Source organism: Agrococcus casei LMG 22410, from assembly GCF_900163565.1.
In the GTDB taxonomy this organism is placed as follows: domain Bacteria; phylum Actinomycetota; class Actinomycetes; order Actinomycetales; family Microbacteriaceae; genus Agrococcus; species Agrococcus casei.
The window spans coordinates 1-20540 of record NZ_FUHU01000016.1; the positions used below are offsets into that span (position 1 = coordinate 1).

Annotated in this window: 21 protein-coding genes and 2 pseudogenes; 7 read left to right on the plus strand and 16 right to left on the minus strand. The window is 63.8% G+C overall.

Annotation, left to right across the window (positions count from 1 at the left end; translation table 11 throughout):
• The first annotated feature begins 80 nt into the window (after positions 1–80).
• Positions 81–1097, plus strand: coding sequence for a cation diffusion facilitator family transporter (locus tag CZ674_RS02640; protein WP_086991015.1), 1017 nt, complete (start codon positions 81–83; stop codon positions 1095–1097).
• Between the two features lie 85 nt (positions 1098–1182).
• On the opposite strand, the gene CZ674_RS02645 is transcribed toward CZ674_RS02640, so the two are convergent.
• From CZ674_RS02645 to CZ674_RS02660, 4 genes are all read right to left on the minus strand, one after another.
• Positions 1183–2106, minus strand: a complete 924-nt coding sequence (locus CZ674_RS02645; RefSeq protein WP_086991000.1) for a glycine betaine ABC transporter substrate-binding protein — start codon at positions 2104–2106, stop codon at positions 1183–1185.
• A 73-nt stretch (positions 2107–2179) separates the two neighbouring features.
• The gene (locus CZ674_RS02650; RefSeq protein ID WP_086991016.1) at positions 2180–3085 is read right to left on the minus strand and encodes an ABC transporter permease; all 906 of its coding nucleotides are present in this window, start codon (positions 3083–3085) and stop codon (positions 2180–2182) included.
• Between the two features lie 5 nt (positions 3086–3090).
• A complete protein-coding gene (locus CZ674_RS02655) occupies positions 3091–4437 on the minus strand; it encodes a quaternary amine ABC transporter ATP-binding protein (protein WP_086991001.1) in 1347 nt (448 codons plus the stop codon).
• Positions 4438–4747: 310 nt separating this feature from the next.
• Positions 4748–5725, minus strand: a complete 978-nt coding sequence (locus CZ674_RS02660; protein ID WP_086991002.1) for a Gfo/Idh/MocA family protein — start codon at positions 5723–5725, stop codon at positions 4748–4750.
• Between the two features lie 81 nt (positions 5726–5806).
• Here CZ674_RS02660 and CZ674_RS02665 point away from each other — a divergent pair, with 81 nt between their 5' ends.
• Entirely contained in the window at positions 5807–6124 is a 318-nt protein-coding gene (locus CZ674_RS02665) for a DUF7882 family protein (RefSeq protein WP_086991003.1), read from the plus strand.
• 5 nt (positions 6125–6129) lie between these two features.
• Positions 6130–6441, plus strand: a complete 312-nt coding sequence (locus CZ674_RS02670; protein ID WP_086991004.1) for a DUF7882 family protein — start codon at positions 6130–6132, stop codon at positions 6439–6441.
• Here the strand turns inward: CZ674_RS02670 and CZ674_RS02675 are convergent.
• The 9 genes and pseudogenes from CZ674_RS02675 to CZ674_RS02710 form a co-directional block, all read right to left on the minus strand.
• Positions 6436–7317, minus strand: a complete 882-nt coding sequence (locus CZ674_RS02675; protein ID WP_086991005.1) for an SDR family oxidoreductase — start codon at positions 7315–7317, stop codon at positions 6436–6438. The genes CZ674_RS02670 and CZ674_RS02675 overlap by 6 nt on opposite strands.
• Before the next feature lie 25 nt (positions 7318–7342).
• Positions 7343–7606, minus strand: coding sequence for a DUF7218 family protein (locus CZ674_RS02680; RefSeq protein ID WP_086991006.1), 264 nt, complete (start codon positions 7604–7606; stop codon positions 7343–7345).
• A 242-nt stretch (positions 7607–7848) separates the two neighbouring features.
• A pseudogene (locus CZ674_RS02685) lies at positions 7849–8652 on the minus strand (DNA topoisomerase IB).
• 135 nt (positions 8653–8787) lie between these two features.
• Positions 8788–9375, minus strand: coding sequence for a carboxylate-amine ligase (locus tag CZ674_RS14335; RefSeq protein ID WP_234988390.1), 588 nt, complete (start codon positions 9373–9375; stop codon positions 8788–8790).
• Positions 9338–9937, minus strand: a complete 600-nt coding sequence (locus tag CZ674_RS14340) for a carboxylate-amine ligase (RefSeq protein ID WP_234988392.1) — start codon at positions 9935–9937, stop codon at positions 9338–9340. Before CZ674_RS14340 ends, CZ674_RS14335 begins: the two co-directional genes overlap by 38 nt.
• Positions 9934–10182 (minus strand): hypothetical protein, encoded by a 249-nt coding sequence (locus CZ674_RS13915; RefSeq protein ID WP_143244607.1) that lies wholly within the window; start codon positions 10180–10182, stop codon positions 9934–9936. The genes CZ674_RS14340 and CZ674_RS13915 overlap by 4 nt, the downstream gene beginning before the upstream one ends.
• A gap of 127 nt (positions 10183–10309) precedes the next feature.
• The gene (locus tag CZ674_RS02700; RefSeq protein WP_086991008.1) at positions 10310–11299 is read right to left on the minus strand and encodes a cation diffusion facilitator family transporter; all 990 of its coding nucleotides are present in this window, start codon (positions 11297–11299) and stop codon (positions 10310–10312) included.
• Positions 11296–11775: a type 2 periplasmic-binding domain-containing protein gene (locus tag CZ674_RS02705; protein WP_234988393.1), complete on the minus strand. Its 480-nt coding sequence runs from the start codon at positions 11773–11775 to the stop codon at positions 11296–11298. Before CZ674_RS02705 ends, CZ674_RS02700 begins: the two co-directional genes overlap by 4 nt.
• A gap of 97 nt (positions 11776–11872) precedes the next feature.
• The gene (locus CZ674_RS02710; RefSeq protein WP_086991018.1) at positions 11873–13369 is read right to left on the minus strand and encodes an MFS transporter; all 1497 of its coding nucleotides are present in this window, start codon (positions 13367–13369) and stop codon (positions 11873–11875) included.
• 49 nt (positions 13370–13418) lie between these two features.
• Here CZ674_RS02710 and CZ674_RS02715 point away from each other — a divergent pair, with 49 nt between their 5' ends.
• Complete coding sequence (locus tag CZ674_RS02715; protein WP_086991009.1) at positions 13419–14435, plus strand: alpha/beta hydrolase; 1017 nt, start codon at positions 13419–13421, stop codon at positions 14433–14435.
• Here CZ674_RS02715 and CZ674_RS02720 read toward each other — a convergent pair.
• On the minus strand, positions 14432–16702 hold the full coding sequence (locus tag CZ674_RS02720; RefSeq protein WP_086991010.1) for a bifunctional alpha,alpha-trehalose-phosphate synthase (UDP-forming)/trehalose-phosphatase: 2271 nt from the start codon (positions 16700–16702) through the stop codon (positions 14432–14434). The genes CZ674_RS02715 and CZ674_RS02720 overlap by 4 nt on opposite strands.
• A gap of 27 nt (positions 16703–16729) precedes the next feature.
• The gene (locus CZ674_RS02725) at positions 16730–17311 is read right to left on the minus strand and encodes a MarR family winged helix-turn-helix transcriptional regulator (protein WP_234988394.1); all 582 of its coding nucleotides are present in this window, start codon (positions 17309–17311) and stop codon (positions 16730–16732) included.
• Between the two features lie 79 nt (positions 17312–17390).
• On the opposite strand from CZ674_RS02725, the gene CZ674_RS02730 reads away from it, so the two are divergent.
• The 3 genes from CZ674_RS02730 to CZ674_RS02740 are packed head-to-tail and all read left to right on the plus strand — an operon-like array spanning position 17391 to position 20324.
• Entirely contained in the window at positions 17391–19532 is a 2142-nt protein-coding gene (locus tag CZ674_RS02730) for an MMPL family transporter (protein WP_086991012.1), read from the plus strand.
• Between the two features lie 47 nt (positions 19533–19579).
• Complete coding sequence (locus CZ674_RS02735; RefSeq protein ID WP_086991013.1) at positions 19580–20035, plus strand: hypothetical protein; 456 nt, start codon at positions 19580–19582, stop codon at positions 20033–20035.
• Positions 20025–20324: a transcriptional regulator gene (locus CZ674_RS02740; protein ID WP_086991014.1), complete on the plus strand. Its 300-nt coding sequence runs from the start codon at positions 20025–20027 to the stop codon at positions 20322–20324. The genes CZ674_RS02735 and CZ674_RS02740 overlap by 11 nt, the downstream gene beginning before the upstream one ends.
• Here CZ674_RS02740 and CZ674_RS14100 read toward each other — a convergent pair.
• Positions 20321–20540, minus strand: a pseudogene (locus CZ674_RS14100) (hypothetical protein); the annotation flags it as partial. The gene CZ674_RS02740 and the pseudogene CZ674_RS14100 sit on opposite strands and share 4 nt — an antisense overlap.

Consider the following 20540-nt stretch of genomic DNA (forward strand, 5'->3'; position numbering starts at 1 on the left):
AGCCGTTCTACGTCAACGACGCGACGCTCCCCATCACCACGAACCGGGAAGAGCCTGCTATCCTGCAGCAGGGAGGGCTCATGGCGACATCAGGCAAGAGTGACGGCGCACCTGCCGGCGACCCCGAGTTCAGCTCGGGGCACCCTGCCCGGCCGAGCACCGCATCCGCCCACTCCTCCGGCCACAGCCACGGCCTCGAGGGCCCTGCAACGGCAACCGGCAGGCACCGCAAGCGGCTGATCTGGGTGCTCGCCATCACGCTCGGCGTCTTCGTAGTGCAGGTCGTCGGTGCCCTGATCTCGAACTCACTGGCCCTGCTGGCCGACTCGCTGCATATGCTCACCGACGCGACAGGCATCTTCATCGCTCTCGTCGCGAGCGTGCTGGCGACGCTGCCCGCAACCTCGAAGCGCACGTTCGGCCTCATGCGCGTCGAAGTGCTCGCAGCCCTCGCCAATGGCATCATCCTGGGCGTCATCGCCGTGTTCATCTTCATCGAGGCGATCAAGCGCTTCGGCACCGAAGTCGAAGTGCAGTCGACGCCGATGCTGCTCGCAGCGGTCATCGGCGCAGTCGCAAACCTGGTCTCGCTGCTCATCCTGCAGTCCGCGCAGAAGGAGAGCCTCAACGTACGCGGCGCCTACCTAGAGGTGCTGGGTGATCTGCTGGGCTCGGTTGCGGTGATCATCGCTGGCGTCATCATCCTGTTCACCGGCTGGATGATCGTCGACCAGCTCGCGTCGATCCTCATCGCAGTGCTCATCGCACCGCGGGCGTACAGCCTGCTGCGTGACGTCTTGCGAGTGTTGCTGGAGGCCTCTCCCAAGGGCTTCGACATGGAGGCCACACGCGAGCACATCAAGTCGGTTCCGGGCGTCGTGGACGCTCATGACTTGCACGCCTGGACGATCACTTCTGGCGTCAATGCCTTCTCAGCCCACGTCATCGTCGACGAGTCCACCTGGTCGAGCCGCACCTTCCACGAGATCCTCGACGAGCTGCACGCCTGCCTGAGCGAGCACTTCGACACCGAGCACTGCACGATTCAGCTCGAGCCCATCCGTCACGCTCGTCACGAACAGCACCTGCACGACTGACCCGACCACCGCATCCGGGCACGCGAAAGGGGCGGAAGAGCCTCAGCTCCCCCGCCCCTGTCTTCAGCTGATGCTGTTCAGACGATTACTCGCCCGAGCCAGCGGTCAGGCCGTCGACGTACTCCTGGTTGTCAGAGATCCACTGCTCAACGATGGGACCGTAGTCGTCACCGTCGTACTCGTTGAACATGACGTTCTCGAGTGAGTAGAGCAGGTCAGACGACATCTCGAAGTTTGTCAGCCACTCGTTGACCTCGGGGAAGTTGGTCTCGAAGTTGTTGCTGCCGACGGCGTGGATGCCCTCAGCGTCTCCGAGTGCACCCTCGGGGTCTTCGAGGTCCTTGATGGGGAACGCGTCATACGCCCAGTGCGGGCGCCACAGCGTCACAACGATGTTCTCGCCGTTGTCGGTTGCGCTCTGCAGCTCAGCGAGCATAGCCGGAGTCGACGAGATCGTGTAGTCCATGTCTTCCAGACCATACGTCGGGATGACCGCCTCTTCGGTCGTCTCGGTCAGACCGGCTCCCGGCTCGATGCCGATGATCTCGTTGTTGAACAGGTCAGCGTTCTCAGCGAGCTCAGCGATCGAGTCGATCGGAGCGTCTTCGTTCACTGCGAAGGTGAGGGCAGCCTCGTCGTTCCATGCACCGAGGTCGGTGAGCTTGTCGCCGTACTTCTCCATGTAGGTGGCGTGCGTGATCGGCAGCCAGGTGTCGAGGGTGACGTCATAGTCGTCCTCGGTGAGACCGAGGTAGACGGCTGCCGGGTCAGCGTACTCGAGCTCGACTTCGTAGCCCTGCTCTTCGAGGATCGCCTTCCACAGCTCGCTGGCTGCGATGCCCTCGTCCCAGCCGTTGAAGACTGCGATGCTGATTTCCTTGCTCTCGCCCTCGTCGCCGCCGTTGCTGTCGCCGTCGCCGTCGCCACCGGCTGACGAGCATCCGGTCAGCACGAGTCCGGCCGCAAGGCCGAGCCCGAGGACCCGTGTGAGGTTCTTCTTCTTGATCATATTGTTCCTTTCCTTCCACGCATGCGTAGTTGTTGGGGAGTACGACCGGGATGCCCCGGCCAGTTCATTGAGGTCAGGCAGTCTTTGCAGGCACCGACGCAGTTGTTTCGGTCGAGTCAGCTGCAGCCACCTTGCGGGGGCCGGTGGCCTTCCGCTTGCGGTTGCCGAAACCGCCAGTGATGCGGTCGAGGATCATCGCGATGATGACCACCGCAAGGCCGGATTCGGCACCGAGCTTGATGTCGATGCGCTGGACGGCCGAATAGACATCCTGACCGAGGCCACCGGCGCCGGCCATACCGGCGATGACGACCATCGACAGCGCCAGCATGATGACCTGGTTGATGCCAGCCATGATGCTCGGCATCGCGAGCGGCAGCTGGATCTGACGCAGGATGCGCCCCGACTTCGAGCCGAACGCGTAACCGGCTTCGACAACCTCCTTGTCGACGCCTCGGATGCCGAGCTCAGTGAGTCGGACGGCCGGTGCCATAGCAAAGATGATGGTGGCAACGATTCCGGGAACCACTCCGACTCGGAAGATGACGATGGCTGGAATCAGGTAGACGAATGCTGGCATCGTCTGCATGAAGTCGAGCACTGGTCGGATGATGCGAGAAGCGATATCACTCTTCGAGGCGAGGATGCCGAGCGGGATCGCGATCACGAGCGCGATGATCGTGGCGACCAGCACAAGAGAGAGCGAGTTCATCGCGTTCTCCCACTGGTCGACCGAGACGATCACCAGGAGTCCGATGATGGTGCCGACTGCGAGTTTCCAGCCCTTCGCAAAGAACGAGATGACGGCGATCGCCAGGATGATGACCCAGAACGGGGGCGTCATGAACACCCACACGAGACCCTCGTTCATGCCGTCGAAAATCGAACGCAACACACTGAAGAGTCCGTCGAGGTACGTGGTCATCCAATCGACGACAACCTCGGCCCATTCGCCGATAGGAAGGCGCATCCAGTCCATGTCCATTATCGCGACACCTCCCCGGAGTCTGCAGTCGCCTCAAGGGCGGCGTTGATGTCGGCCGTAGAGACGGGATCAGGCGGCACGATGATGTCGACCTGATCGGTTTCGGGCGTTGTGCTGGCGAGCGCCGCCAGCAGCGTGACTCGCGGCACGACGCCGACGAGTCTTTCTTCTGCGTCGACTACTGCGACGGGCAGAGGGCTGTCGACGGCCATCTCGAGCACGTTCACGATCAGCTGGTCTTCTGCGACGAACGCCGGTGTCGGGTGCAGCGCACCTTCGAGTGTGTCGGCTCCCTTGCGCACGAGTCGCAGCACGTCGGCGGCGAACACGACTCCGAGCAGCTTACGATCACGACTGGTGACGAAGCTCGCCGAGGTCTGCAGGTCGCGCATCGTGCGAAGTGCAGCGCGCGGACCGGCGTTGGCCGCAACGACAGCCTGGGGACGCTCCATGACGTCGGCTGCAGAGAGCACGCGTGCACGGTCGACGTCTTGCACGAACTGTGCGACGTAGTCGTTTGCCGGGTCGGTCAGGATGTCGTTCGGTGTTCCGACCTGGACGATCTTGCCGTCACGCATCACTGCGATCCGATCGCCGAGGAACATGGCCTCGTTCAGGTCATGGGTGATGAAGACGATCGTCTTGCCGAGCTCCTGCTGCAGATCCTTGAGCTGTTCCTGCATCTCACGGCGAATGAGCGGGTCAAGTGCCGAGAAGGCTTCGTCCATCAGCAGGATGTCGGTGTCGGCGGCAAAGGCGCGTGCAAGGCCGACACGCTGCTTCATCCCGCCCGAGAGCTCGTCCGGGAAGTGGTTCTCCCAACCGCCGAGTCCCACTTTGTTGATCCAGTGGGCTGCGCGCTCGAGGCGCTCGGTCTTGCTGACGCCCTGGATCTCGAGTCCGTACGCCACGTTGTCGATCACCGTGCGGTGCGGCAGCAGTGCGAAGTGCTGGAACACCATCGAGAGGTGCTCGCGACGAATGCGACGAAGCTCGGTCTTCTGCTGGCCGACAACGTTCGAGCCAAAGACCGTGACCTGACCGTCGGTCGAGTCGTTCAGGCCGTTCAGCATGCGGATCAGCGTCGACTTGCCTGATCCGCTGAGGCCCATGACCACGAAGATCTCGCCCTGCTCGACCTGGAATGCGGCGTCGATTACCGCTGCGACTCCCAGCGACGAGACCTGGTCGCGTGAGTCACCGTCTTTGAGGCGTCGCACCGCGTCCTTGCCGCGGCGTCCGAAGACCTTGTAGACGTTTTCGACCTTGATCGCGGGGCCGTCGGGCCGCCGCCGATCTTCCGCTGGCGCGGCCTCAGCCCGCTCTGGCGGTTCAGTTTGTGACATACCCGACTTCAACTCCTAGCATGCATGCGGTTCACTGGTACTCGGCTCTCGCTGTGCACGCTCACGCTAAAAGACGGAATGAAGCACAGGCCGAAAACACGAAGGAGTGCGAGGCCAGTAACCCAGACGAAGCCAGCTCAGTCATGGAGCAAGCGCGAGGTACACAGAACTTTCAGAGCAGAGAGATAAAGCTCAACTGTGCAAGGCTAACAACGACTCATAGTCAATTCAAGGTGAGCGACCGGGAATATGCACATGTTCACGGCCCGATACATGGCTCTGATCGGGGGTTTTGTGTGATGCTGAATCGTTACTCAGTGACCGCCTGCTCAACCGAAAAGGCTATGCGAGCCGCTGCCAGGCCATCGGTTCCGTCGACGAATGCAGTACCCTCGCCGCTCGCCGCACCCACGAACGCTTCCACGGTCGCCTCGTAGACGTCACGTGCTTCGTACGGCACCTCGACTTCACCGTCTGCTGTCGTCAGACGGATGCGCGCGATGGGGTCGGGATCCATGAGGTCCTGTGCCCAGATGGCACCGTGTTCACCCAGAACCTCGACTCCGGTCTGGGCGAATGGCGTCGTGAACGCGTCGTGCAGCGTCACCAGCAGCGAGTCGTCGAACACCAGCGTTGCCGCCATGGCGTCGACTGACGAGCCCGGCCATCCGCTCTGCCGAACGCCAGAGGCGTTCACGCGCGTGAGCTGTCGCCAGCCGATCAGGGCATTGACGACGGATGCGTCGTGCGGGGTCAGGTCGGGAATCACTCCGGCACCAGCGTCGTCGCCGATACGCCATGTGCGAAGGAACTCGGGCAGGAGCTTGGCGTGGCTGACGCGCACGGCTCGGAGCTCACCCACTGCTCCCCCGTCGATGAGTTCGCGCACCTTCTGCACAGCACCGGAAGCGACCAGATGATGATTCACTGCGAGCGTCACGCCGGCGGCGCTGCAGGCCATGACGATCGCCTCAGCGTCTTCGAGCGAGTCAGCCATCGGCTTCTCGACGAGCACGTGCCAGCCCTTGGCGGCCGCCTTCTCGGCGAAGGGGCGGTGCTGCTCGTTGAGGTTGCCGATGTACACCGCGTCGATTCGGTCTGCGTCGATGACGTCGAGGGTTGTGAACACCTCTGCGATGTCATGCTCTGCTGCGTACGCTGCTCCGTGCTCACCGCTCGAGGTCACCAGAGCGACCACCTCTTGACCCGTGGCCTTCAGCGCCGGGATCACCCGGTCGCCCGCGATCCAGCTTGCTCCGACAATCGCCCAGCGCAGTCGTTCAGTCATGTCTTCGCCTCATAATTCGCCATAGAGTTGATGAGGACAATTGGCGTCCCAACGACCATGATTGCATGGCATGATTACGCCATGGGCTACCTCTTGTACGACTCGCATGACTATGAGTTCGACGACCGCACTCTCGCCCATGCGAAAGTCGCCATCACGGCCAAGCTGCGCAAGCAGGAGAGCTTTCTGCTCAGCTGGGTGATGCCGCCCGAGCGTGGCAGCGGCCGAATCTCGCTGTGGATGACTCCGAGCATCCCCCTCGGCTTCAGGTTCTCTGGCAGCCGAGCACCCGCATTGAATGAGACCTGGGTGCAGGTGCTGCACGACATGTCGAACAGCACACGTGGGCTTGTCATCGTCTCCGAGAAGGAGGCAGAGGCGCACGCCGCGTCTCGCTGACGGTTATGGGACGCCTCTACTACGGCAGCTCGCCAGCCTACGAGTTCGACGACCTCGTGCTCGCGCACCTTCGGTCGATTGTCTTCAGCAAATTCAACCACCAGGAGTCGTTCGGCCTGACCTGGATCAGCGACGGTCAGCAGCGAAGCGTCTGGCTGCATCCGTCGACCGACGTGGTCTTCGAGTTCGACGACCGGACGACGCCCGAGCTCGACCAGGAGTGGCTTGACGAGATGCGCGCACAGGCCGGAACACGAGTCGGCCTGCGGATCGCCGATGCACCGCGCAAGGGAAAGGCGACCCGCAGGAGTTCATAGGGGCTTGCCGCCTGTGACGGGCACGACTGCGCCAGAGACGTACGAGGCCTCTTCAGAGGCGAGGTAGACGTAGGCGCCGGCGAGTTCGGCGGGCTGCCCCGGGCGACCGAGCGGTGTGTCCTCGCCGAAGTGCACGACCTTCTCGTCCCAGCCTGTGGCTGGAATCAGGGGAGTCCAGATCGGACCCGGTGCAACGGCGTTGACCCTCACTCCGCGCTTGCCCTGTTGTTCAGCGAGCGCCTTCGTGAATGCCACGAGCGCCGCTTTCGTCATGGCGTAGTCGAGAAGATCCGGTGAGGGGTTGAACGACTGGATCGATGCGGTGACGATCACGTTCGATCCCGGCTCCAGATGAGGTGCCGCCTCTCGCATGAGCACCATGGGTGCCACCAGATTGGTCGTGAACACGTTCAGAACCTCGTCACGGTCGATCTGTGCGTCGGGTGCCCGTTCACTCTGCGTGCCCGCGTTGAGCACCAGCACGTCGAGGCCGCCGAGTTCAGCAACAGTCTTCTCGACCGCATCGATGCAGTCCTGCTCGTTGCGAAGGTCACCGGGCAGTGTCGCACAGGTGCGGCCTGCTTCTTCAACGAGGCTCTTCGTCGCAGCTGCGTCCTCCTGCTCTTCGGCAAGGTACGAGATCGCGACATCGGCTCCCTCGCGTGCATATGCGATTGCCACAGCGCGACCGATGCCCGAATCACCGCCCGTGATGAGCGCCCGCTGACCCGACAGCCGGCCGCTGCCTCGATAGGTCTCCTCGCCGTGATCGGGTGCCGGAGTCATCCGCGCCGTGTCACCGGGCTGCGGATCCTGATGCTGTTCAGGCATCGGCGGCTGCGTGTACTTGGTTCGAGGGTCAGTGTTCGGGGTCATCGGATGCTCCTCTCAGCTGCCTGGGTCAGTGATCGCGCAGTTCGCGGATCAGCTCGTCCTTCTTCATGTCTGAGTAGCCGGTGATGCCGAGCTCCTTGGCGCGATCCTGCAGCTCTTCCACAGTGCGCTCGTCGTAGTCTTCGGCCTCGCCTCCACGGCGACCCACCTCGTCTCGCCCCTCACGGGCGGCGGCATTCGAAATGCGGGCGGCCTTCTCCTTCGACGCTCCGTCGTCGCGCAGGCTCTCGTACATCTCAGGGTCTTTCAGCTGGTTCGGTTCGTCGCTCATGTCGGTTGCTCCTTCCGATTGCTGTGCCTCGAGACTAGGAACACTTCTGCCTGGGCACGACCCCCTGGACACGCCAGGATTCTGCGACTATCCTCGCCGGGTGCGGCCGCCGAGGTTAGGCCACGGGCCCATTCGCTGGCAAGGCACTTGTGCGCACTGTTTGCTTCACAGAGTCTGGTTGGGAGCCGCAGCGGCGGCACTGAACAGAGGAGGTCGAGATGACTGACGACAGCACGCGATCGTCAGTGCGCCATCCGCTCCAGAAGTGCGATGGCGCACTGCTCTTCAACACTCTGGTTGCGCCGCTCCCGCATTCTGCTGCGGCGACGCCGCACTTCGGCGTAGGCGTCGGCACTGCCTTCGGCGTCGAGGACGCGCGGATCGATGTATGAGCACCGCGCCACGGCTGGCGTATTGCCGAGGCGCTCCGCAACCGCAGCGACGACTCCCCTGACAGCGTCGTCGGCCTCCGCACCCGAGGCCTCAGACTCAATCGCCAGGATTCCTGACGCCGCGTCGACAGTCGCGCCCCACGTGCGGAAGTCCTTGACCGAGAACTGCTCCCCTATGACGTCCTGCACGTAGTTGTTCACACGCCGACTGCCGACGCTGTGCGCTCCTCCCTCGCATCAAGGAATCGGAATAGATCCCCGTCGGCTGACGGTGCGCGCAATGCGTCTGTCTCGCACCGTGCGGCGATGACGCTGGCCGCCTTTGCCGTCGTAGTCAACCAGGACGGTCGCTCCGCTCACACGCACATGCCGTTGGCGGAGCGTCGTGACGCCGAAGCTGTCATGCTCTTTCGCGTACACGGCGCTGCCGACGCGAAAGAGCTCGAGGTCGATCAGTCGAAGGATGCACGCGATGACACGATCGCTGCTGACCTTGGTCCGTCGGAGGTCTCGATCGACTCGGGAGCGCAGTTTGGGCAGGAGTCGAGCAAATTCGAGCGTGCGGTCGAACTTCTCACGGTCGCGTCGTCGACGCCATGCGGAGCCGTAGATGCTCTGTGCCCGCCCTGCATCATCGATGCCTCTCGCCAGCACCTTGGCTCTCGAGGAAGCAGCGATCTCGACGTCAGTCCAGGCCGGGGCACTGCAAGCGATTCAAGCCGGTCAAGCTCGTCTGCCGCGGTGACGCGTCTGCCTCTTCGGCGGTAGATAAAGCCGTCGTCGGCAGGTTCACGCGTAATCGGCAGATGCTTCGCCATCGCCGCCGTCCGCTTTCTGTGTTCCGTCTCGATAGAGGGCGAGCAGAGCTGTGATGCCGCCGGCGTCAAACTGTGCGACCTGCCGCTGCGCTGGTGTGCCGCCTGTGCGCATCCGGTCAATCCACTCGTCCACTCTGGCGCGGTCGCCCGATTGCTCGAGCGACCTCGCGGCATAGTCGACAGCGCGCGCCACAGCATCGAACGCCGGCAGGCGCTCGGCCAGCAGCGGATCGACAAGCTGATCACTCAGCCCGTATCGCGCGGCAATCCAGATCGCACCGTTCACCAAGCCAGGCGTCAGATTCGGACGCGACACCCCCTGCTCGACATCGACGAGGCACTGATCGACGATCGCCCTGACGAATACCGCAAATGCGACGGCATCCTCTGCTTCAAGCTGCACGTCAGCGATGCGCAGCTCAACGGTCGGGTATCGCTCAGACAACCTCGCGACCCACGTCACGACGCCCTTGTCCATGAGCACTCCGCTGCCCACCAGCTGGTCGATCGTGTGCTGGTACTCATCTGCGCTGGCGAACTCCGGGGGGGTATCCGGCAATGGGCCAGTGCTGACCCATCAGATGTCGCCAGCTCGCGAAACCAGTCGGCTGACCGTTCCAGATGGGCGAGTTCGCACTCATCGCGAGCAGAACAGGCGCCCACGGAGCCAGCCTCGCCAGCACTTCGACGCCGACATCGGGCGAGGGGACGCCTACGTGCACATGCATGCCGCTGGCGTAGTGGTAGGCGCCTGCCTCTCGCATCTCAGCCTGCAGGATTCGGTACCGCAGCTTGGGAGTGATCGTGCCGACCTGATCGCCTCCCACAGGCGGAAGAGCGGTTCCGGCGACCACAGCCCCGTGCTCTGCAGCCGCCCCAGCCGCTTCACTGCGAAACGACTGCAGACTCGACAGGGCCTCGGCAGCGGTGTGGCAGACGTGGGTCGACGTCTCGAGCTGACTGTCGAAGAACTCACGATCTGCTCGCTCCTGCTGCCATGGCAGTGTGCGGATGAGCGCTGCAGCCAGGTCGACCGGCATGCCGTCCTCAGCATCGAGCAGGAGATACTCCTCCTCGATGCCGAAGGTGCGCACGCCGGACGCCACGTCCTGTGATCTCAAGCGGTGTCCTCTTCAGGACTGATGCGTCCGTGGTCATCGAACAGGTCAGGACGACGCTCCTCAGGAGTCGCAGTCACACCGACCTGGTCGCTGTCCTGCAGGGCTCGAGACTCTTCGAGCGGCAGCTCCTCGTCAGGAGCCTCGGGCTCGACGGCAGGCCGCTCTGCAGGAGCGCTTCGGTGATCGTCGGTCACGAGCTCCTGCTCCTCGTCGATCTCTTCGTTGCGGTCAGAGAACTGTGCCATCTTGGCCTCCTCTTGCTGCACCCGGCGAAGGGTGTGAGCGCTCTGCTCAGTCCCGAGCCTAGGCAGTCTCGTGTCGCCACGCATGGCCTTGACTTCAACACGCACCCCGGGGTAGTGCCCGACGTGGTCAGCCTCCGCGTCGTCCGTCATCGGCGATGTCTGGCAGATCCCCTGTCGGCACGACTACGACATCGTGCACCTTCCAATCGATCTCGATGATCTCGTCGACCAGATCTCCGACCTGTTCAAGTGTCACTTCATCGCTCTTCGGCTTCACGAACACCTCGGCATGCAGTACCTGGCCCTCATCGCGAACACGCACTGCGGCATCCGCGACCCAGTCTGCTGAACGCGCACACTCGACAATCTCGCCGGCAAGCGGATGCGGCTTCTTGCCGTCGACCGTGCGAGCTCGCTGGTCCATGAGGTCGGCAAGCGCTGCCATCGCGTTTCGCACGCCGTCAGACATGATGCCGAGTGCGATGAACGTCGCTGCGGCGCCGTCGAGCCACCAGAGTCCGAGGCCGATGCCGAGCACACCCACGATCGACGCCGCGTTGGTGTGCCAGTCGGCCTGCGCCATGTCGGCATCGGCGAACAGGATCTTGTTGTGCAGCTTGGGAGCGAGCTTCAGTTTTGCCGGGCCGTAGATGAGAGGCCCGATGATGATCAGCACCATGACCGCGATCGCGAGCCACCCGAGCCAGACGGTGTGCCCGAAGAGGTCGAGTGTGCCGATCGTCGCCTTCTCGACCTTGACGAGGCCGGAGACCGCTTCGAATCCGAGCATTCCGCCCACCGCCAGCAACGCGACACCCGCGATGAGGTGACCGACCCCTACGGCACGGTGCCATCCGTACGGATGGCGACGGGTCGGTTTGCGGCGCACCACCAGGATCGAGACGAGGAAGGCGAGCTGCGGCAGGAGCGACAGCATGTCTTCGACCCAGGCCGTCTTCATCGCCTGGGAGTTGCCCATCACAAGGGCCACGACAGCAATCGTGCAGATCGTGTAGCCGATGGTGAACAGCTGCCAGCGCACGGCTTTGCGCAGCGCCTGCTTCTGCTCATCGGGCAGGTACTCGTGCTTCTCCTGCTTGGAGCCCGCGGTGGTCATGACTTCACCTCGTCGTCCAGGAATGTCTCGAGTGCCGTCAGAAACTCGTTCTCGCCCAGCTGCACGAGCATCACGCACTTCGTCTCTGGCGGCGTGCCCGGCAGCGAATAGCTCCGGCTCATCCCGACCATGCCTGTCCATGGCGACTCCTCTGTGAATCCGCCTACGGCCAGGTCGATCTCGTCCTGCTGCAGCAGACCGACGAGCTGTTCCTCGCTCTGCACCGTCCACTCGACGGTAGCGTCGTGCTCTTCGGCGAAGCTCTCGACCGTGGCGACAAGGGGTCCTTCTATGCCATCACCGGTCGCTTCGATGAGCCCGGGCGTGTGCGAGACGCCGACTCGCAGCGTGCCACCGGTGACTTCGGTCAGTGTGCCTCCCGGGTCAGATGGGATGCGCATCCCGCACCCAGCAAGGAACGTGATCGCTGCAACCGCAACGAGCGTGGCAGTGAACCACCTCGCGAGCGAGTTCATGTCGCCTCCTTCTTACCTTGTGCTCAGCCTCCCGCGACCGGAGCTGCAAGACCAGAGGGTGGCAGCGTCAGGCTTGCGAGTCTATGATCAGACGTCGCTACCGACGCCGTGAGCGTCGACTGAGCAGCAGGTCGGCCACTGCCACTGCGGTGGCCGCGAACGCGATGGCCGCAATGACCAACAGACCGTAGATGAATCCTTCGTCCCAACCGCTTGTCGCGACGACGCTGAAGGCGATGCCGGTGATGACCGCGATGCCGATCGCAGTGCCGAGACGCTGGCCGGTCTGCAGGATTCCGCCGGCGCTGCCCGCGTACGCAAGCGGCACATCCGCCAGCGTGAGCGTCTGGTTGGGCGAGACGACGAGGCCCTGCCCGATGCCGAGCAGCATGAGCGTGCCGAGCAGCAGCCATTCGCTGCCGCCGGCAGTCTCGTGCAGGAATACGACGAACGCGCTGCCGAGCAGGCCAGCGATGCCGACCAGCAGGCCGATCAGCACCATCTTGCGGCCGATTGCCATGACGTATCTGCCTGCGATCGGCGAGACCACGGCACCCGCGAGCGCCGACGGCAGACCGATCATGCCGGCCGCGAGTGCGCTGTGACCGAGCCCGATCTGCATGTACTGGGCGACGAGGATCCAGACGCTCGTGTAGCCCAGGAAGTACAGTGAGATCAGCAGCGAGCCCGAAGCGAACGATCGTGTGCGGAACAGGGCCATGTCGACCATCGGCGCACGGCCACGAGCCTTGTAGCGCCGCTCCCACAGCACCCACGCGACCAGCAGCACGACGCCTGCAACAAGTGACCACCAGATCCAGGCCCCGGCCCCGCCCTCGACGAACGGCAGCATCACGAGCAGAATCGCAAGCGTCAGCATCACCATTCCGAGTGGGTCGAAGTCTGCGCGCGGCTTCTTCGGGTCTGCATCGAGTCGGATGGGCTGGGTTGATGTGGGGTCGGAGGCCGGGATGCCGTGCCATGCCGACGCAGGCAGCGTCTTGAATCCGGCGATGATGGCGAACACCGCAATGGGCACGTTGATGAGGAATGACGAGCGCCAGCCCCACTCGTCGCCGAAGACTGTGATGAGCCCGCCTGCAAGTACAGGACCGATCGCAACAGAGACACCCACGACGCCGCCGAAGAGCCCGAAGGCCTTGCCGCGTTGCACGCCCTGGTAGTACTGCTGGATGATGCCGGTGATCTGGGGGCTGAGTAGGCCCGAGCCGACGCCCATGAGCACGCGGCAGAGGTTGAGCGTGAGGATGTCGGGAGCGAGGCCGGAGGCGAGCGAGCCGAGCCCGAACAGGCCGAGGCCCAGGACGAACAGCTTGCCGCGACCGAACACGTCGCCAGCACGACCGGCTGCGACCAGCAGCACGCCGAACGTCAGTGCGTAGCCCGAGATGACCCATTGCAGCCCGCTCGGCCCAGCCTGCAGCGACTCGTCGAGGGCCGGCAGCGTGACATTGACACTCGAGACAGCCAGCAGGCTCATGAACGCCGGAATGAGCAGCACCGGCAGCAGCCCCCGCTGTTCTGGTGTGAACGCTGTGCTCTTGCCTGCTGGAGTCTCCCCGGTGCCTGTCATCATCGCAAGGCTACCCCTCACCGCACAGCGGCGTTGCTAGATTGGCTGCATGGAAGCGAGGTGGCAGCCCGACATCCTCGGTGATGGGTACGAGCAGCAGACGATCCCGCTGCGATCCGAAGTCGAGGGCGTTGATGGCGCACCGGTCGCCACACTCATCCGCCACCTGCCCAGGCGTCGCAGACTGTTTCAGAAGCGGCGCATGTTCGAAGACGTCGACGTGCTGTACGTGCACGGATGGTCGGATTACTTCTTTCAGCGCCGTCTCGCGGAGTACTGGGCGAGTAGAGGTGCCAGATTCTACGCGCTCGACCTGCGCCGATATGGCCGTAGCCTTCGCAAGGGACAGGTGCTCGGGCATGTTGCTGACCTCGCGGCATACGACGAGGAGATCGGTGCGGCCCTCGACATCATGAAGGAAGAGGCCGATGATCCCAGGCGGCTGGTGCTGTTCGGTCATTCGACGGGCGGCCTGGTGTTGAGCCTCTGGGCTGACAGAAACCCGGGCCGGGCCACAGCGATCATGCTCAACAGCCCATGGCTCGAGCTGCAGTTCGGACGACGCACCCGTCATGCGATCGCTCCCCTGACCGAGCTCGGCACGAAGCTCGACCCCCTTGCGACCGGCCCCAACATCGATCTCGGCTTCTATGCGCGTGCGCAGCAGGAGGTCTATGACGAAGAAGACCCGTATGAATACGACGAGCAGTGGCGGCCAAACCCGAGCGCCACGGTGCACGTCGCCTGGCTGAACGCGATCCTGGCCGGCCACGCGAAAGTCGAAGAGGGTCTCGCGATCGATGCTCCGGTCTGCGCGCTGCTCTCGGCGCGATCGATCGCTCCCGTCAGATGGTCAGAAGAGCTCACTCGCGTCGACTCCGTGCTGAACGTCGACCGAGTCGCGAGGGCTGCACTCAAGCTCGGCGCGTCAGTGACGATCGAGCGGATCGACGGAGCCCTGCACGACATCTTCCTGTCTCGGCGTGAAGCACGCACAGAGGCGTACTCGCGCATGGACCGCTGGGCGCAGGGCGTGCTCACGCAGCGCATCCGTCCCCGCGGCTAACTCGAGCCGACCACGACTCCCGTGCGCATCTGCGCAAGCCACGCCAGGACAGCGGTCGCCGCCTCCGGGTCTGCCACTCGCTCATTGGCGCGAGACTGGCCCTCGCCGACTTTGATCGCGAGGTCCTGCGACCCCAGCACAGCGAACGCATCCTCGTCTGTCACGTCGTCGCCGAGGAAGATCACCGGTGACGCAGGCAGCTGCTGGCGGATGTGCTCGAGCGCTTGCCCCTTGTTGACTTTGCGAGCTGAGAATTCGCGCACCATCTTGCCTTTGCGCGGCTCGAACCCGGCTGCGAGGCCCAGCTCTTCTGCGGCAGCCAGCAGCTCGTCGGCCGCACGTGTGTCGGCTACCTCACGGGCATGCACAGCGATGCCGAAGGGCTTGCGCTCGATCCTCATGCCCTGCTCGCCGCCGAGCACGCGCTCGATTCGACGGGCCAGCGCATCCAGCCTCCCCTGCTCGTCGTCTGTGAGCGCACCGCCGCCGTGGTCGGCGCCGAGCCCCGTGATCTCGGCGCCGTGCGAACCCGACACCGCCCAGCCGTCACTGCGAAGCCCTGTCTCAGCGAGACTCGCGAGCGACCGCCCAGAGAGCACAGCGACGTGCACACCGGGTGAGGCTGCCAGCACGTCGAGCGCACGCTGAGCACGGGGAAGGATGCGGGCCTTCGACGGATTCTCGACCAGCGGCGACAGCGTTCCGTCGAAGTCGGTCGCAACAATCAGGGTGGGTGCCGTCGCGAGTCTGCGCAGGCGATCTTGCATCTGCGAAGAAAGAAAGGTGTGGGGTGACAGCTCGGGAGCTTCAGCGTCAGCTCTCTCGTCCTGCGTGCGCTGATCAGCGGCCGCTGAGACTGCCCCGAGGAACCCCTGCACCCACCGAGAGACGTCTGAGTCGAAGACTCGCTCCCGCAGTGCGCGCATCCGCCGCTGCTGCTCGTCGAGTGGCATGTGCAGTGCCCTCAGGAGTCCGGCCTTCAGCCCGTCAATGTCGTGGGGGTTGACCAGCAGTGCGTCGCTCAGCTCGTCGGCAGCTCCGGCGAACTCGCTCAGCACCAGCACCCCCTGCTCGTCATTGCGACAGGCCACGTACTCCTTGGCGACCAGATTCATGCCATCGCGAAGCGGTGTGACTACCAGCGCATCCGCCGCCACGTACAACGCAGCCATCTCGCGCCTGTCGAACGACTGGTGCAGGTACACGACGGGTGCGTTCTTGATCGATCCGAACGCACCGTTGATTCGACCGACCGTGCCCTCGACTTCATCGCGCAGCTGCTGATAAGCCTCCACGCGCTCGCGGCTCGGACTGGCGACCTGCACGAGCACGACCTCATCGCTGTCGACATCGCCGTCAGCGAGCAGCTCGCCATACGCCTTCAGGCGGTGAGGGATGCCCTTTGTGTAGTCGAGCCGATCGACTCCGAGCATCAAACGACGACCGGTTCCGATCTCTGCCCGGATCTCTCCGGCCCGGGACTTGACGTCATCGCGCTTCGCCAGTTGCGAAAAAGCGTTGGCATCGATCGAGATCGGGAACTCCTGCGCCACGACCGAGCGCGTTGGCGTTCCGTCGTCAGCTGGCACCATGATCGTGTTGCCCAATGAGTGCACCCGAGCGTAGCGTTCTGCGGCGTGCCTGAAGTTGACTGCGTCGCCGACCTGCTGAAAGCCGATGACATCAGCGCCGAGGAGTCCTTCGATGAGGCGGCGGCGCCATGGCATCTGCGCGAAAAGCTGGGTGGGCGGAAAGGGTATGTGCAGGAAGAATGCGATCGTGACATCTGGTCGCAGCTCGCGCAGCATCTTAGGCACCAGCTGCAGCTGATAGTCGTGCACCCAGACGACTGCCCCCTCCGGCGCCTCATCAGCCACCCGTGCCGCGAAGCGCGCATTGACGGCCTTGTAGCGTTCCCACCACTCGCGGTGAAACTCGGGCCGTGCGACGACGTCGTGATACAGCGGCCACAGCGTGGCGTTCGAGAAGCCCTCGTAGTACTCGGCGATCTCTTCTTCACTGAGCTCGACCGGCACCAGCCGCATCGCATCCTCATCGAACGCGTCGATCTGCTCGTCGGCACTGCCCGCCCATCCGACCCATACACAGCCGAGCTCTTCGACGATGGGCTCGACGGCTGTGACGAGTCCGCCGGGCGAGGTCTTCCACGACTTCGTGCCGTCAGGTTCGGTCACCCTGTCAACCGGCAGCCGGTTCGACACCATCACGAGTTCGCGTCCGTCAGTCAGATCCTTGATCGCGGTCATGCCAGCCTCCTAGCCGTCGCGCAAGCTCTATTGCGCCTGTTGAGCCCAGTCTTCGGCTGACACCGATATCTCGCGAGCCATGTCATCGAGGAATCTTGTGACCGTCTCGCGTTCATCTGCAGTCAGCCTTGCCGCCGAGTGTATTCGCTTTGCCTGCTGGCGTCCCATGGTTGACATCGCGGCGTCGCGCGTCTCAGGGGTGACTCTGATGGCGAAGGCCCGACGGTCAGCGGGATGCACTTCGCGCACAATGTGGCCTCCGCGTTCGAGCCGATTGAGCAACTTCGTCGTCGAGGCCGCCGAGATCTCCAGGTGTTGGGCGATTGCACCAGGAGTGGCGATCGCCGATTCGTTCTGGGCGACGATCAGGTAGTGCAGCGCCCGCATGTCCTGCTCGCTGAGCTTCATGTAGGCCTGCGAGGCTTCGAGCAGCGTGCGCTCGGCGTCTCGCAGCCTGCCCAGCGCGGTCATGAGGCGACCGATCTGCTGCATGTCGGCATCAGAGATTTGCGCGCGATCCACAAGCTCGCCTCTCGGATCCGACGAGTCGACGTAGTAGATCCGCGAGCTGATTGGATCGCCTTCGGATGCTGCTTCGCGGTGTGACACGCTGAAGATACTAGCACCTTTGGACATAGTAACCTTTGAAGCTTATTATGCTAGCGGCAATTACTTTTGGAGGCACCGCATGAAGAGTCCCCTGCCCAAAGCGCTTCGCGTGCTCATCCCGGCTGTGCTGATCATCGCTTGGCTGGTCGGCGCTTCCATCGGAGGGCCATACTTCGGCAAGGTCAGCGAGGTCTCGACCAACGACCAGACCAGCTACCTGCCGGAATCGGCCGACGCCACACAGGTGCAGGGACTGCTCGACGATTTCCTCGGGTCTGACTCGATTCCAGCGGTCGTGGTCTTCGCCAGTGACGATGAGCTCAGCGACGAGACTCTCGCCGATCTTGAAGCGACCGTCGCTGACCTCCCCGAGATCGAAGGTGTCACTGATGAGCTTTCACCCCTGATCCCTTCCGAAGACGGGCTCGCTGCTCAGGCCTTCGTGCCCATCAGCACCGATGCCGACACCGGTGACGTGCTCGACGAGATCAAAGTCGCCCTCAACGCAACCGCGCCTGCCGGTGTGACCGCGTACGTGACTGGGCCGGCGGGCTTCACCGCCGACCTCGCTGCCGGGTTCGCAGGCATCGACGGAATCCTCCTCGCCGTGGCACTTGGTGCTGTGCTCATCATCCTGATCATCGTCTACAGATCCCTGCTGCTGCCTGTTGCTGTGCTCGCGACGAGCCTCTCGGCGCTCACGGTCGCGCTGCTCACGGTGTGGTGGCTCGCGAAGGCCGAGAGCCTGCTGTTCAGCGGCCAGACGCAGGGCATCCTGTTCATCCTCGTCATCGGTGCGGCAACCGACTACGCCCTGCTCTACGTCGCGAGATATCGAGAGCAGCTGCGCATCACCGAGAGCCGGGGCCAGGCGACCATGAGCGCCCTACGGGGGTCAATCGAACCGATCCTCGCCTCTGGCGGAACGGTGATCGCCGGCCTCCTGTGCCTCATGCTGAGCGATCTCAAGTCGAACAGCAGCCTGGGGCCGGTCGCATCCATCGGCATCCTGTTCGCCATGGCCGCAGCGCTCACGCTGCTGCCGGCAATCCTCTACGCGTTCGGCCGAGCTGCGTTCTGGCCGCGCCGGCCCAAGTTCGACCCGGCTGCAGTCGAAGCAGAGCACGGCATGCCGTCGAAGGGCGTCTGGGCCTGGCTCGCGCGAATCATCAAGCGTCGGCCGCGAGTCATCTGGCTGGCGACAACAGCGCTGCTGCTCCTCGGAGCAGTCGGCGCCCTGCAGTTGAACGCGCAGGGAGTCGCACAGTCTGCACTCGTGCTCGGCGCATCCGACGCCCGGGACGGCCAGGCGGAACTCGGCGAACACTTCCCCGGAGGTTCGGGCAGCCCTGCGAACGTCGTGACAGACGAGGGCCAGTTCGACGAGACTGCGGATGCCCTGCTCGCCATCGAAGGCGTCGACAGTCTCAGTGTGGTCGCCGATGACTCGCCATCGGGAACAGCTCCTGTGACTGAAGACGGCATCGGCGCGATCGGCCCTCCGGGCACACCCGCGCCTGAGCCGACAGCAGTCGACGGCAAGGTCATGCTGCAGGCGACGCTCTCCGATGCAGCCGACTCGAACGCAGCCACAGAAACCGTGCTGCAGATGCGCGAGTCGATCGAGGCTGAGGGCCTGAACGCCCTGGTCGGCGGCACGACTGCTACAGCGATCGACACCAATGAGGCTTCGATCCACGACCGCAATCTGATCATCCCGATCGTGCTCGTAGTCATCCTGCTCATTCTCATGGTGCTGCTGCGATCGGTGCTGGCACCGGTGCTGCTGGTGCTGACGACCGTCGTGTCGTTCGGCACGGCGATGGGCGTCTCGGCCATCGTGTTCAACCACGTGTTCGAGTTTCCGGGAGCAGACCCTGCGGTGCCGCTCTACGGCTTCGTCTTCTTGGTGGCGCTCGGCATCGACTACAACATCTTCCTGATGACGCGCGTGCGGGAGGAGTCGGTCAAGCACGGCACACGTGAGGGCATCCTGCGTGGTCTCGGCGTCACAGGGGGCGTCATCACCTCGGCGGGCATGGTGCTCGCGGCGACATTTGCAGCGCTGTCGGTGATCCCGATCCTGTTTCTGGTGCAGATCGCGTTCATCGTCGCCTTCGGCGTGCTGCTGGACACGTTCCTGGTGCGCGCACTGCTCGTGCCGGCGCTCAGCTACGACATCGGCAAGAAGATCTGGTGGCCGTCGAAGCTGTCGCGCTGACGCGCAGTGTCTTTCCATAGTGGAAAACATGCGCTATGTTTTCCACTATGGAAAGTGACAGCCTGGGTCCCGCCGAGTCTCTGAAGGCGCTCGAGCAGACGCGCGAGCAGAACGTGCAGCGGCTGCGGAAGCCACTTCGCTACTGGATCATGCTCGCTTGCTGCGTCGCGGTCTTTGCCCTTATCCCCCTGACCCGAGAATGGCCAGGCTGGCTACAACTCATCGCTCCTCCAGCGCTCATCCTGGTGATTGCGCTGATCTTCGCATGGCGACAGCCGCTTGCCGGCTATCGGATGCAGCTTCGCGGGCGCATGCTGCTTCCGCTTCTCGCCATCGTTGTCACGATCGGCGCGGTGAGTGGATTCAGCAACGCGCTCTACGTCGAGCACGGCCACTGGTGGATTCCTGCACTCGGAGCCCTGCTGCTGTTTGCGCTGGTCGTCATCGCCGGTCCAAGCATGGAGCGCTGGTGGGCAAAGGAGAAGAGCAGCATTGACTTCTGACTCCGAGGCTGCGGCACAGCTGAATCCGGTCATCCATCCGATTCAGCGGCTCCGCATCTGCGCCCTACTCGAGCCGGTGACCGAAGAGGAGTTCGCGGTGCTACGAGACTTGCTCGATGTGAGTGACTCAGCGCTCAGCAAGCAGCTCTCGGCACTCACGACCGCCGGGTTCGTTACGCAGCGCCGTGCCGCGAGCATGGGCCGCAGTCGTGTCTGGGTGCAGCTGACGCCAAGCGGGATACGCGCATTCCGCAGTCACATCAGAGCACTGCGCGACCTCACTGCTTAGAAGACGATGATGCTGCGGGTTCCCTCTCCCCTGCGCATCGCGTCGAAGGCGTGGTTGACGTCGTCGAGTGCGATGCGCCTGGTGATGAGGCTGTCGATCTGCAGCGCACCCGCAAGGTAGGCCCGCGCAATGCGAGGGAAGTCGCGCTGCGGCACGAGTGCTGGGGTGTGACACTTCTTGTAGACAGTCGTTACCAGGAAGGCACGACAGAGACTC